Origin of the sequence: Brevibacterium ihuae, assembly GCF_900184225.1 — a bacterium.
Taxonomy (GTDB): domain Bacteria; phylum Actinomycetota; class Actinomycetes; order Actinomycetales; family Brevibacteriaceae; genus Brevibacterium; species Brevibacterium ihuae.
In genome coordinates this window covers 1,200,876-1,213,510 of sequence record NZ_FXWZ01000003.1, presented here as the reverse complement: position 1 = coordinate 1,213,510, position 12,635 = coordinate 1,200,876, and the positions used below count along the sequence as shown (strand labels likewise).

Sequence of the window (12,635 nt, the reverse complement as noted above, 5' to 3'; positions counted from 1 at the left end):
AAGTGGGGGGGCGGTCGCGGCGCGTCAGGCGCGGGCGCGGGATCTCCGGGAGTGTCCGCCCACCATATAGAGTACCGAGGCGATGACGACCGCGGCTCCGGTGAAGCCGAAGATCGTCAGGGCGCCCATGTCGTCGCCGAACGCGAGGATCACGCCGAGGAGCAGGTGGCAGGCTGCCGCGATGAGATGGTCGGAGGCCATCGGGGCGGAGCGCATGGTCCGGAAGATCCACAGCTCGAGCGCGCCGTGGAGCAGCGCCCAGATGCACACCGCGGCGCGGAGCTGGGGCGGGGTGTCGGCGATGAGGAGGAACACGAGGGCCGGGACGACGACCACCGCCTGGCCGAGCAGCGCGGTGCGCACCGGCTGCGGAGCGGAACGTGCCGCCGGGACGAGCAGGCAGGCGGAGAGCACGAGATAGCCCATCATCACCCAGTCGACGGTCTGCACGCCGAGCGTGAGCTGCCTGGCGTCGGTGATGACGTCGCGCGGCCAGAACACCGTCGCCATCCCGAAGGCGAAGCCGAGCAGTCCGCGGGCGAACATCCAGGTGCCGGAGGCGCGGAGCTCCTCGCGGGTGAGAACGGGGTCGACGGGATCCGCCCCGGACTCCGCACCGACCGGCGCGGGGTCGCGGTCAGCGGGATCGGTCGGGAGTTCGGGATCGCTGCTGCCTGACATCACCGATCCAGTGTAGAGGACCTCCCGCGCCGCTCCGCGCGTGCGGCGTTCATGCTCCGGACGCCGCGCGTTCTCCTGCTCCACCGGGAGCGTTCGCCCTGGCCGCCTAGCGTGTCCGCCGTGCCCGCAGTCCTCCATCGCAGCACCGGGTCACCGGCTTCCCGTCGTCGCGAAGCGCCTCTGGGCCGCGCGGCGCTGTGGTTCTGCGTCGGCCTGGGCTCCGGCATCCTCCTCACCGCGGCCGCGGCCCTCGCCGCCACCGGGTCCGTGCGCGCTCTCGTCGGGGCCTCGACCGGGATCCGCGTGCTCGCCCTCGCCTGGCCCGCGGTCCTCGTCGCCGCCGCCTCCGCCCTCCTCGTCGCCGGCACCCTCGCCGGACGGACCATCACGGTGCCGCGGGCCCGGGCCGAGGCTCTCCTGCGGGCGGGCGAGTCAGCGCTCGCGCGGGTCCGGCGGGTGCGGGTCGAGCCGCACGGATCGCGCAGCCTCGTCCACGTCGCACTCGACGCGCGCCGGCGCCACGGTGCGCGGCTGGGCAGCCGGGTGAGCTGGCTGCTCGATCCCCTCGACGCGCGGATGCTCGCCCGCGGAGCGGTGATCCCGGTGCGCCTCGACGCGGATGCGCCCCGTCACATGGTCCTCGACGTGCGAGCGGATTCGCGCGCCTCGGTCGCCGGGGTCGACATCGACGAGGAGTTCGCGCTCCGCGGCATCATCCGCGCGCGCCTCCGCTCGCTGCGGTGGAGCTCGCTCGTCGCGGTGGGGCTCGGCCTCCTCGCCGGCACGCTCACCGTGATCCTCGGGTGAGTGCGCTCCGGAACGGCGGGGACGGGCATCGGGGACGGACGGCACACCGCGTGCGGCCTAGGTCTCCGCGAGCGACCGGCTCCGGGCGACTGGCCCCGGGTGCCCGGCCCCATCCGCTCCGGCTCGGCCGGCTGGCTGGACGCTCAGTCCGCCCGACGCTCAGTCCGCCCGGTGGCGCAGCTCGGCAGGGAAGCGATCCCGCTCGAAGGTGATGTCGGTGTAGCCGTGCTCGACCGGCGCGCCGTTCCCATCGAGGCCGACGAACACGATCTTCTCGATCGAGAGGATGAGCTCCTGGGTAATGATGTTGCGGACCTCGCAGCGCATGGTGAGCGAGGTGCGGCCGAAGCTCGTCGCCTGGAGGCCGATCTCGATGATGTCGCCCTGCACCGCCGAGGCGCGGAAGTTGATCTCGGACAGGTACTTCGTGACGATCCGCTGATTCCCCAGCTGGATCATCGCGTAGACGACCGCCTCGTCGTCGATCCACCGCAGCAGACTGCCGCCGAACAGCGTGCCGTTGGCGTTGAGGTCCTCCGGTCGCACCCACTTGCGAGTGTGGAAGTTCATCTGCGCGAACCGCGCGCGCTCGCGCTCTGCGGCCGGGGAGTCGTCGAACGTGCCGGCGGGTCGGGGCTCGGGATTGTCGTTCATGGCCATCATCGTACGGGGCGCCCTGCGGGCGGCCGACCCCGAGGGAGGCGCCGAGGCCGCCCGGGCCGCCCATCCGTCTGCACCACCCCGGGAGTGCGGAGGAGCACGAGCGCCGCGGCGATCCCTATTCCCCTGTTTACGTAATTCCGTAATTTACGTACTATGGAGACATGAACGATCCAGAGACCCCCGGTTCCGTCGCACCGGGCCAGCCCGCCGAGGCCGAACTCGCCGACCGCCTCAGCGCTCTCGAGGCGCAGGTCGCCTCGCTCGTCGAGGCGCTGTCGGCCGGAGAGCTCCCCGCGAGCGCCGAACGGCCCGCGGACGGCGGGGCAGCCGGCCCCCTCGCCCCGCACCGCCTTCCGGTGCCCGGTGGGACGGCGGAATCCTCCCCGGACGACGCCGCTCCCCGGCCCCGCACCGGAGGCGGGGTCGATCCGTTCTTCGCCCTCAACGGGCTCAAGGAATCCCTCGGGGACCTCGGCGGAGTCGTGTTCGCGGGGTATCTGCGCCGCGCGGACGGCGGACGCGTCGACTGGCAGTACGGCCGGCCCGCCGATCACATCGAGGCGGCCGACTTCGCCGATTCCGCCGCTGCGCTCGCCGCGCTCGCGAGCCCGGTCCGGCTCGCGCTGCTCCAGGCCGTGTACCACGGAGCGAGCTCGGTCGCCGACCTCGTCGACTCCGGCGACTTCGGCACCACCGGACAGATCTACCACCACGTCAATCAGCTGGCGGCGGCCGGCTGGCTCGAATCCCCGCGGCGCGGCCGCTGGATCGTGCCCGTCGAGCGCATGATCCCCCTGCTCACCATCATCGTCGCCACCCAGGGTTAGGAGTTCCATGTCCCCCCGCATCCTCATCCCCGCCGTCGCCGCGATCGCGGTCGTCGGCCTCGTGCTCGCGCTCATCACGCCGTTCCCCCGCTCGCTGCCCGCCGGAACCGGCGACGCCGCGCTCGTCGAGGACGTCCGCACCGCCCTCGACGGCGGCCCCGGGCACCATGCGCTCGCCGTCGTCCGGATCGACGCCGAGGGCACCCGCGGGTTCGCGGGCTTCGGCGCCGACGAGCACACCGAGTTCGAGATCGGATCGGTGTCGAAGACCTTCACCGCGATGCTCTTCGCCGATGCGGTGGAGCGCGGCGAGGTCACCCCGGAGACCACCCTCGGGGAGGTGTTCGGCGAGCGCGTCGGCAACGCCCGGGACGTCACCCTCGATGCGCTCGCCTCCCACCGCTCGGGCCTGCCGCGGCTCGCCCCGGCCGGGGGCACGGAGTTCGCCCGGACGTTCGCACTCACCTTCCTCCGCCTCGACCCCTACGTCGAGACCCGCGACGACCTCCTCGACGGCCTCACCGACCTCGAGATCCCCGCCGACCCGGAGCCCCTCTACTCGAACTACGGGACGGCACTCCTCGGGATGGCGCTCGAGGAGTCGACCGGCACCGGGTACGCGGATCTGCTGTCCGAGCGAATCATCGAGCCGCTCGGCATGACCGACACCTACGCTCCGATCACCCCCGAGGGGCTCCGTCCGGATGCGCCCCGCGGGCATACGGCCTCGGGCCTGCCTGCCGGCGCCTGGACGCTGGGACCGCAGGCCCCGGCCGGCGGGATCCGCTCAACCCCGCACGACATGGCGATCTGGCTCGCCGCGGTGGAGGACGGAACCGCCCCCGGCGCGGCGGCCGCCGAGCCCCGTCACCCGTTCGAGGAGCCCGAGGAGGAGATCGGCTGGGCCTGGATCACCGCTCCGCTCGATTCCGGCGAGGGAGAACTCACGGCCCACAGCGGCATGACCGGCGGGTACGCCTCGTTCGTGGGCTTCACCGATTCCGGTGACGCCGTCGTGGCGCTGGCGAACACCGCTGCCGATGTCGGCGGAACGGCCGCCCTGCTGGGCGGCACCGCAGTCCAGGGCGGCACCGCCGCCGACCCCGTGACCGATGACTCCGCAGACGAAGGGGCCGAACGATGACCGCTCTCCTCACCGGAATCCTCCTCGCAGGCCTCGCGATCCTCCTCTGGCTGTCCACCTCCCGTCTCCTCTCGATGCGCCGGCTCGCCGCCGCTGTCCCGGCCGCACCCGCCGGGCACGCGGGACCGCCACCCGGTTCCGCCCCGGACGAGCACGAGGAGGCGACGTCCGATCCGGCAGCCGGCACGGGGACGGCGACCGGCTCGTCGACCTCGACGCACCGCGCGGGACTGTCGGCGGGGACCGCGAAGCTGCTCGCCGGCGCCTCCCGCACCGGGATCATCACCGGCTACATCTCCGTCCTCGCGACCTTCGCCGTCGTGCGGATGGTGCTCGACTTCCCGCTCTGGGCATTCCTCGTGTGGACGCTCGCCGGACTCGTCCTCCTCGCCTCGGTGTGGTTCGCCGCCCGGGCCTTCCCCGCCCTCCCCTGGCTCCCGCACACCGGCCGGCGCGCCCAGATCTCCTCGACCGTCGTCGAGGGCGTCGTCGCCGTGCTGATCTTCGCCGCACTCTTCGCCCCACTCCTGCTCACCTGAGAGCGGGGGCGGGCAGGACCGGCGTAGACTCCGGGTGATCCCCCGGCCCCGGGGAGTCACCCGCCCGCTCGCCTCCCGGAGGACCATGACGCGCCCCGGAATCCGGACCCTCGCGGCCGTCCTCGGCGTCCTCGCACTCATCGCGGCTGTCGTGCTCCTCGTGCCTGCGGCGGAATCCCGCCGGGACGCGACCCTCGGCATCGCACGCCTCGTTCTCAACCCCGCGACGGCCCCGGAATCCTCCGCAGCGGTGAACTTCACCGCTCCGCCCACCGCGCGCTACTCGCTCGAGATCCGGGGTCCCGGCGGCCATGCCGCCGCGATCGACGCGCGTGCTGATGCGCTGTCGGTCACCGGGCGGCGATGGAGCGCGACGTTCGAGGACCTCGACCCCGGGACCGAGTACCGCTACCGGATCCGGTCGCACGAGGAGACCACGGCCTACGAACCGACCGGCACGGGCGACTGGCACCGCTTCACCACTGCGGATCCGGGGTCAACCGACCTCGACTTCCTGTGGTTCGCCGACGTGCAGAAGGGACTCGACCGCAGCTGGCCCGCACTCGTGAGCGCCGCCGTCGATGCGTCCCCGGACGCCCGACTGTCCATCCACTCCGGCGACCTCGTCGAGCTGCCCGCGGAGGATTCCCAGTGGGACGCGTGGTTCTCCGGGCTCGGCGCGGCCGCATCCGGCAGGATCGTCGCGCCGGTGCCCGGCAACCATGAGGGCCACGGGGATCCGAACTTCACCGCCTTCCGCTCGAACTTCTCCCTGCCGGACAACGGGGCCACCGACGAGACCTCGTACGCCTTCGACTAGCAGGGCGTCCGGTTCGTCGGCCTCGACGGCAACCGCGCGCTCGAGGAGCAGGCGGCTTGGCTCGACGGGGTGCTCGCCGAAGACCCGCAGCCATGGACCGTCGTGACGATCCATCAGCCGGTCTATTCCACCGCGATGAACCGGAGCGAGCCCCTCGTCCGCGGGATCATCGGTCCGGTGCTCCAGGAGCACGACGTCGACCTCGTCCTCCACGGACACGATCACGGCTACGCCCGCGGGTACGACGACGATGACCGCACGGACACCCCGGGCGTGACGAGCGGACCGGTCTACGTCGTGGCGAACTCGGGGCCGAAGCACTACGCGCAGCAGCCCGACGGCGCCAACACGTGGACCCGGCGCGGCGGCACCCCGGTGGCCCGGTACGCTGAGGTGACGACGTACCACACGATCTCCGTGCGCGGCTGCCGCCTCGAGTTCGCTGCGGTGATCGGGGCGAAGGGGCCCGAGGCCACGACGGACCTCCCCGTCGGAGCCGTGCTCGACCGGTTCTTCATCGACCGGTGCGGCGCGGAGAAGGCCGTGACGAACGGCCCGGTGGGCGACGACGCGTAACGGGATCGTCGTCGACCCCCACCCCGGTCATCCAGATGTCGGCGACCGTTCCGGCCGCGACCTCGAGCTCGATGTCGGAGACCGCGCTCGGGACCGGCATGAAGCGCTGGAACGCGTAGAACTCGGTCATCGATCCGAGCATCTCCGCCGCGGTGCGCAGGTCGACGTCGCTGCGGACGACGCCGGCCGCGGCGCCGCGCTCGAGGGATGCGGTGATGCGTGCGTAGAACCGCTCGCGGGCGCTCGCCCCGATCGCCGCGACCTCGGGATCGGTGGGGCTGAGCTCCATGACGAGGCCGAAGAAGGCGTGGTGGGTCCGGTAGTACTCGAAGTACCGCAGCGTCGTCGCCCGCACCGAGGACGCGGGGTCCTGCTCGTCCCAGGGTGCGCGGACGTAGCCGTAGACCTCGCCCGCCATGGTCTCGAGCAGCTCGAGCATGAGCCGGCGGCGATCGGGGAAATAGCGGTAGAACGCCCCGTGCGAGATCCCGGCGGCGGCGGAGATGTCCGAGATGCGCACATTCGCGTAGCCGCGGGCCCCGAACTCCTCCCGCGCGGCGCGGAGGATCCGCTCCCGCGTGCGGCGGCCCTTGGCCGTGAGGGGTTCGGACGCGGGCGCCGGATCTGCCGCAGGGGCGGGTTCGGCCGACGCGGGAACGGACGGTGCCGCAGGGCGGTCCTCGCCCCGCGGCATCGGGGCCGCAGCTGATCTCATCATCCTTCGATCATCCGCTCCCCCCGCGTTCCGTCAAGCACGCCCCGCCGGGGATCGCGCTCATTCCGGCCGGTGCGCGGCGGCCGCCTCCTCGAACAGGCGTTCGGCGAGCGGCCGGAAGTCGACGCTGCCGGGCTCGTACCACTCGTCGAGGTCGGCGAGGTCGCCGCCGTCCTCGTAGCCGAGCTCGTCGACGATGCCGGTCCACTTCTCCGCGGACGTCTCGAGCTGATCGCGGATGTCCTCCGGGAGCAGTCCGTCCTCGATCACCGCATCGACGTTCTCCTCCTGGGTCCGCGAGATCGTCTCCTCGACCTCGGGGTCGATGTCGGTGAGACCGCCTCCGGCCTCCTTGGCGTCGGCCACGGCGGCGGCGCTGCCCTCGACGACGTTGAGGATCTGCCCGTGGAAGTAGTCGATCGCGACGGCGTCGAAGATGATCTGCTGGTAGGCGACCGGGAGCTGCTCGAAGCCCGAACCGGCGACCTGCCCGGCGGTGACGCCGCCGGTGATCCGCGAATCGGCGAAGGTCGAGCCGTGGGGCGCGGCCTCCATGAGACCGGTCGATCCGGCGACCTGGCCCTGGACGAAGGTGCAGTCGACCGTTCCGCGCTGCAGCGCCTCGAACGCCTCGCCGTACTCCATCGACACCGGGGAGGCGCCGATCGCCTCCGACACCGGGGTCTGGGCGGAGCCGCCGATCCGGATCTGCCGGCCCTGCCAGTCCTCGGGCGCGGTGCCCTCGGAGTTGCAGGCGAGCCAGTAGTTGCCCGAGGACACGAGCGGATTGAGCGGCACGAGCCCCTTGTCGGTGTACTGCTCGATGACCGCGGGATCGTTCCACCCCGCTTCGGTCATCATCGCGTGGGAGATCGCCTCGCCGATCATCGGCGAGGCCATCGAGTAGTGGCTGACCTTGTTGTAGGCGTCGGTCATCGGGTACTCGGCCGGGAAGTAGATCGGCACGCTGTAGGCGATGTCGAGGCGGCCGTCGGCGAGCGCGTCGTCGACCTCGGGGTACGAGGCGATCGACTGGCCCCAGGCGACGTCGAACTCGATCTTCCCGCCCGAACGGGTCTCCACGGCCTCCATGAAGGCGTGGGCCCCGGCGGCCGCGGGCGATTCCGGTGACGCCGCATAGGGCTGGAAGGTCAGGGTGACGGGTTCGAGATCGGCGATCGCGGCGTCGACCTCGTCCTGTGCCGCGCCGAATGCGAAACCGGATCCGGCATCCGCGCCGCCGCCCGAACCGACGGAGCCGCCGCAGCCGGCGAGGACAGCCGCGGCCGCCGGGATCGCGAGGATGCTGAGGGGGAATCGTGACTTCCTGAGGTCCATGTTTCTCCTTCGAAACTCGTCGCTGCGGACTGGGAGTCCGGGATGGGCGCCTCGATCCGCGCCGGGCTCCTCGCCGCACAGTCCGATGATCCGACCGCGGTCCTCCTCACCCTCGTCGACCTCGTCGACGTGCCGACCGCGGCCCATGCCCGACTCCTCGCCCGGGCACATGAATCCGCGCTCGGCCGGGTGTTCTGGGGCGGGCGGCCCGGCCATCCGGTGCTGCTCGGCAACGCCCATGTCCCTGCTGCCCTCGACCTGTCCCACGGGGGCTCCGGGCCGCGCGCGCTGTTCACCCGCGCGGCCACCCGCGGCGACCTCATCCGGGTCGACTGCGGGCCCTCGGTGCGCGGCATCGACATCGACACCCCGGAGGATCTGGCCCGGCGCGGACTCACGCTCGCGCCGTGCGCAGAGGCCCACCGCGTGGCCCGGCACAGGACACCGCTCACTGCGGTGTCGTCGCCCGCCGGAGGACCGCACCGCGAGTGAGGTCGGCGACCTCCTCGCACGGCATCGCAGGGCGGCCGCGCGGCTCCGGGACCTCTCGCTGCGCCGAGGTGAGCAACGGCCAGGCGGGCGAGCGCCCCCGCGTCAGGCGGGGCCGATGGTGAGCTGGCCGTCGGCCTCGGTGACCTGCGCCGGGGCGAGCGGTGCGTCGGCGGGCCCGGACATCGCGGTGCCGTCGGTGGTGGAGAACCGCGAGGAGTGGCACGGGCAGATGATCTCGGTCTCGGTGATCTCGCGCACCGCGCACCCCTGGTGCGGGCAGATCGCGGTGAAGGCGCGGAACTCCCCCTCGGTCGGCTGCACGACGGCGTAGGTGTTGTCGAGCACGAGGCCGGAGCCCACGGGGACCTCGGACGCGGCGACGGTGAGCGTCGGTCCCGACGCGCCGCCCTCGTCCTCGCTCGCGCAGGCGCTCGTGAGTCCGACTCCGGCGAGACCGCCGGTGACGGCGGCCGCCTGGATGACGCGACGACGGGTGGGGCGCTGGATCATGGTTCCTCCTGATCGATGGCGGGTCGGGTGTCAGCGGCCGAGCAGCTCGCGGAGCACCGGCCAGGTGCTCGCCATCCGCTCCCGGCCGGTCGCCTGGTTCGGATGGTCGGGCGGGGCGGTGATGGCGCGGGCGGTCCACGTGCAGGCGACGAGCGCGAGCCGGGTGATCGCGGCGTGCTCGAGGAGCGCGGACTCGGCCGCGGTGAGCGACGCCGAGGTGCCGGCGGCCTCCTCCTCGTACGCCGCGTGCGCGGACCACAGGGCCGCGGTGGGCTCATCGCGGCCGATCATGCACGCGGCGGCGGCGATCGCGAGCTCGGCGATCCGCGGGGCGGTGGCCGCGTCGTTGAAGTCGATGACGCCGGAGATCCGACCGGCGTCGAACAGGATGTTGTGATCGTTGAGGTCCTGGTGGACGACCTGGTGCGGGAGCTCGGCGAAGCGGGGTCGCACCGCGCGCTCGAACTCCTGTGCGTGGGCGCGGACGAGCGCGAGGTCGGCGGACAGCTGCGTGCCGAACTCCTCGGGCACCCGGCCGGCGGCCTCGAGCGCGTTGATGCGGTCGACGGCGAACACGACGTTGGCCCCGCTCGCGGTGAATGACCAGGGGTGGAGCACCGGCGCGGGCTCGGCGGGGGCATCGGCGAGCGCGGTCACCATGCGGGCGGCGACCGCACCGGCCCGGGCGGGATAGCCGGCGCCCGGTTCCGCGGCCGCGGCGTCGCGTCCGGAGAGGAAGGCGTGGAGCCGGACCATCACCGGTGAGCCGTCGATGTCGACGAGGGCGAGCGCTCCGGAGGACTCCCCGGTGGACGGGTCGGTGAACGGGGTGCGGGCCGGCACCTGCGCGGCGACGGGGAGACCCGCGGTGCGCGCCCGCTCCTGGGTGCGGCACACCCAGTCGAAGTGCTCGGGGGTCATCGTCGGCGACGGCCGCTCGGCCTTGAGGACGAACCGGCCGGTCTGCGTTCTCAGCAGGACGTTGATCGCGACGATGCCGGGGAGGAACTCCTCGAACTCGACGTCGACGCCGAAGTGCGCCGCGCACAGCCCGGTGATCTCCTCGGGCTCGAGCGAACTCAGCGGGCGCGTCATACCGCCCAGCCTACCGCCCGGATCCCCCGTCGGGCGGGTGGGAGCCGGGACCCTCCCCGCTCCTCGGCGCGTCTCCGGGCGTCTCCTCCGGCATCGTGCCGGGCTCGCCCTCCGACGCCGGCCACGCGCCGCTCGCCGACGCCGGATCCGACTCCGCCGCACCCTCGTCCGGCGCGCGCGTGCCCGCCGCATGGCTGCCCGAGACCCGCGCCGGTCCGCGGCGCACCCAGAGCGGGCGGAACGCTGAACCGCGCTTCCGGGCCTGCGCGTGGATGGCGCGGAAGGACCAGCCGCGCATGGGCGCCGGGACGCGCCACTGGAGCCGCCAGGCGACCATCCGGAAGACGAAGACGAGAACGACGATCGCGGTTCCCGTCCACACGTTCCACAGCTCGTTGAAGCGGACGAGCGCCGCGGTGAGCGCTCCGAAGAATGCGGGGATGACGTAGATGTCGGAGCCGCTGAAGATCGCGGGGACCTCGTTGGCGACGACGTCGCGGAGCAGCCCGCCGCCGGTGGCGGTGACGACGCCGAGGATGACCGCGGTCGGCAGATTCATCCCGGCGGCGACCGCGATGATCGATCCGGTGACGGAGAACAGCGCCAGGCCGATCGCGTCGAACACGACGATCGGCACCCGGGCCCGCTCGGCGCGGTGGCCGAGCAGATAGACCATGACCGCGGCGAGCACCGGGGGCACGAGGTAGATCGGCTCCCGCAGGGACGTCGGGACGGCGACGAGGATGACGTCGCGGATGATCCCGCCGCCCAGGCCGGCGAGGACGCCGAGGATGAGCCCGCCGGTGATGTCGAAGTTCCGCCGGGCGGCGAGCAGATTGCCCGACACCGCGAAGGCGAAGACGCCGAGCAGGTCGAAGACGAGGAGGAGAACGGAGGGCGAGTTCACGCCTCCCAGAGTAGTCCGGCACAGGAGGCGCCGCGGGCCGACGCCCGGGTCGCGGACAGGGGGCACTCACCGAAAGGCTGACAGGTGGAACCTTCTGACGCCCGGTGTTCCCGGGGGCACAGGCGTATCGTGGACCTCAAGCACCCACCCCGGCACCTGGACCGCGCCGCTGCCCGCACACGGGAGCGCGCACCGCGGTCGGGTTCCGCACGCACCTTGACGAAAGGGCTCCATGTTCACGCAGTCGGCCAAGCTGTCCAACGTCCTCTACGACATCCGGGGACCGGTGCTCGAGGAGGCTGACCGGATGGAGGCCGAGGGGCATCGGATCCTCAAGCTCAACATCGGCAACCCCGCTCCCTTCGGCTTCGAGGCGCCCGACGCGATCCTCGTCGACATGATGAAGCACCTGCCCGAGGCTCAGGGCTACAGCGACTCCCGCGGCATCCCCTCGGCCCGCCGCGCAGTCGTCCAGTACTACGAGACCAAGGGCATCTTCAATCTCGGCGCCGACGACGTCTACCTCGGCAACGGGGTGAGCGAGCTCATCACGCTCTCGCTCCAGGCGCTGTGCGACCCCGGCGACGAGATCCTCGTGCCGACACCGGACTACCCGCTGTGGACCGCATCGGTCGCACTGTCCGGCGGCACCCCGGTGCACTACGAGTGCGACGAGCACGACGCCTGGAACCCCGACCTCGACGACATCCGATCGAAGATCACCCCGCAGACCCGCGGCATCGTCGTCATCAACCCCAACAATCCGACCGGGGCGGTGTACTCCCGCGAGCTGCTCACCGGGATCGTCGACATCGCCCGCGAGCACGATCTCATCGTGTTCGCCGACGAGATCTACGAGAAGATCACGTACGACGGCGCGGAGATGGTCAACATGGCCACCCTGACCGGGGAGGACGTGCTGTGCCTGACGTTCTCCGGGCTGTCGAAGGCGTACCGGATCGCCGGCTACCGCTCCGGCTGGCTCGCGATCACCGGCCCGAACTGGAAGGCCGAGAGCTACATCGAGGGCATCAAGCTGCTCGCGAACATGCGGATGTGCGCCAACGTCCCGGCCCAGCACGCGATCCAGGCCGCGCTCGGGGGGCGGCAGACGATCGAGGAGCTCGTCCTCCCCGAGGGCCGGCTCGGTGCGCAGATGCGCCTGTCGGCCGAACGGCTCAACGCGATCGACGGAGTGAGCTGCACGCCCGCCCGCGGCGCGCTCTACCTCTTCGCCAAGCTCGACACCGAGAAGTTCGGGATCGTCGACGACGAGCAGTTCGCCCTCGATCTGCTGCGGGAGCAGAAGATCCTCGTCAGCCACGGCACCGCCTTCAACTGGAAGGCCCCGGACCACTTCCGACTCGTCACCCTGCCGAGCGTCGAGGTGCTCGCCGAGGCCCTCGACCGGCTCGAGGAGTTCCTCTCCGGGTACCGGCAGATCGCGACGGCGGTCGGCAGCTGAGGAGCCGCAGGGTCGACGCCCGCGCCGATCCGACCCCGGCCGCTCCTGGGACGCGG

13 protein-coding genes and 2 pseudogenes are annotated in these 12,635 nt (G+C 72.2%); 8 read left to right on the top strand and 7 right to left on the bottom strand.

Annotation, left to right across the window (positions count from 1 at the left end):
- Positions 1-24 precede the first annotated feature (24 nt).
- A complete protein-coding gene (locus tag C1A17_RS10760; RefSeq protein ID WP_180953303.1) occupies positions 25-684 on the bottom strand; it encodes a hypothetical protein in 660 nt (219 codons plus the stop codon).
- A gap of 117 nt (positions 685-801) precedes the next feature.
- On the opposite strand from C1A17_RS10760, the gene C1A17_RS10755 reads away from it, so the two are divergent.
- The gene (locus C1A17_RS10755) at positions 802-1,488 is read left to right on the top strand and encodes a hypothetical protein (protein WP_146000623.1); all 687 of its coding nucleotides are present in this window, start codon (positions 802-804) and stop codon (positions 1,486-1,488) included.
- A gap of 159 nt (positions 1,489-1,647) precedes the next feature.
- On the opposite strand, the gene C1A17_RS10750 is transcribed toward C1A17_RS10755, so the two are convergent.
- Positions 1,648-2,058 carry an acyl-CoA thioesterase gene (locus C1A17_RS10750; RefSeq protein ID WP_101653658.1) on the bottom strand — a complete coding sequence of 137 codons (411 nt, stop codon included), beginning with the start codon at positions 2,056-2,058 and terminating at the stop codon, positions 1,648-1,650.
- A 254-nt stretch (positions 2,059-2,312) separates the two neighbouring features.
- Between C1A17_RS10750 and C1A17_RS10745 the strand changes: the two genes are divergently transcribed.
- The 5 genes and pseudogenes from C1A17_RS10745 to C1A17_RS10725 all read left to right on the top strand — a co-directional run.
- Positions 2,313-2,978 (top strand): ArsR/SmtB family transcription factor, encoded by a 666-nt coding sequence (locus tag C1A17_RS10745; RefSeq protein ID WP_101652963.1) that lies wholly within the window; start codon positions 2,313-2,315, stop codon positions 2,976-2,978.
- A gap of 7 nt (positions 2,979-2,985) precedes the next feature.
- A complete protein-coding gene (locus C1A17_RS10740; RefSeq protein ID WP_101652962.1) occupies positions 2,986-4,122 on the top strand; it encodes a serine hydrolase domain-containing protein in 1,137 nt (378 codons plus the stop codon).
- Positions 4,119-4,661 carry a hypothetical protein gene (locus C1A17_RS10735; RefSeq protein WP_101652961.1) on the top strand — a complete coding sequence of 181 codons (543 nt, stop codon included), beginning with the start codon at positions 4,119-4,121 and terminating at the stop codon, positions 4,659-4,661. The genes C1A17_RS10740 and C1A17_RS10735 overlap by 4 nt, the downstream gene beginning before the upstream one ends.
- An 85-nt stretch (positions 4,662-4,746) precedes the next feature.
- Entirely contained in the window at positions 4,747-5,481 is a 735-nt protein-coding gene (locus C1A17_RS10730) for a fibronectin type III domain-containing protein (RefSeq protein WP_101652960.1), read from the top strand.
- A gap of 63 nt (positions 5,482-5,544) precedes the next feature.
- Positions 5,545-6,057: pseudogene (locus tag C1A17_RS10725) on the top strand (metallophosphoesterase family protein); the annotation flags it as partial.
- On the opposite strand, the gene C1A17_RS10720 reads toward C1A17_RS10725, so the two are convergent.
- Both C1A17_RS10720 and C1A17_RS10715 read right to left on the bottom strand, forming a co-directional pair.
- The gene (locus tag C1A17_RS10720) at positions 5,996-6,775 is read right to left on the bottom strand and encodes a TetR/AcrR family transcriptional regulator (protein WP_219618278.1); all 780 of its coding nucleotides are present in this window, start codon (positions 6,773-6,775) and stop codon (positions 5,996-5,998) included. The pseudogene C1A17_RS10725 and the gene C1A17_RS10720 overlap by 62 nt on opposite strands.
- Positions 6,776-6,832: 57 nt before the next feature.
- Positions 6,833-8,110, bottom strand: a complete 1,278-nt coding sequence (locus tag C1A17_RS10715) for a type 2 periplasmic-binding domain-containing protein (protein WP_101652957.1) — start codon at positions 8,108-8,110, stop codon at positions 6,833-6,835.
- A gap of 36 nt (positions 8,111-8,146) precedes the next feature.
- On the opposite strand from C1A17_RS10715, the pseudogene C1A17_RS10710 reads away from it, so the two are divergent.
- A pseudogene (locus C1A17_RS10710) lies at positions 8,147-8,602 on the top strand (NTP transferase domain-containing protein); the annotation flags it as partial.
- A 102-nt stretch (positions 8,603-8,704) separates the two neighbouring features.
- Here the strand turns inward: C1A17_RS10710 and C1A17_RS10705 are convergent.
- Genes C1A17_RS10705 through C1A17_RS10695 form a run of 3 tightly spaced genes read right to left on the bottom strand, consistent with a single transcriptional unit; the run spans position 8,705 to position 11,114 of the window.
- Positions 8,705-9,112, bottom strand: a complete 408-nt coding sequence (locus tag C1A17_RS10705; RefSeq protein ID WP_101652955.1) for a QcrA and Rieske domain-containing protein — start codon at positions 9,110-9,112, stop codon at positions 8,705-8,707.
- A gap of 30 nt (positions 9,113-9,142) precedes the next feature.
- The gene (locus C1A17_RS10700) at positions 9,143-10,207 is read right to left on the bottom strand and encodes a phosphotransferase (RefSeq protein ID WP_180953301.1); all 1,065 of its coding nucleotides are present in this window, start codon (positions 10,205-10,207) and stop codon (positions 9,143-9,145) included.
- Between the two features lie 10 nt (positions 10,208-10,217).
- Positions 10,218-11,114, bottom strand: a complete 897-nt coding sequence (locus tag C1A17_RS10695; protein ID WP_101652953.1) for a TRIC cation channel family protein — start codon at positions 11,112-11,114, stop codon at positions 10,218-10,220.
- Between the two features lie 232 nt (positions 11,115-11,346).
- On the opposite strand from C1A17_RS10695, the gene C1A17_RS10690 reads away from it, so the two are divergent.
- A complete protein-coding gene (locus C1A17_RS10690; RefSeq protein ID WP_101652952.1) occupies positions 11,347-12,579 on the top strand; it encodes a pyridoxal phosphate-dependent aminotransferase in 1,233 nt (410 codons plus the stop codon).
- Positions 12,580-12,635 lie beyond the last annotated feature (56 nt).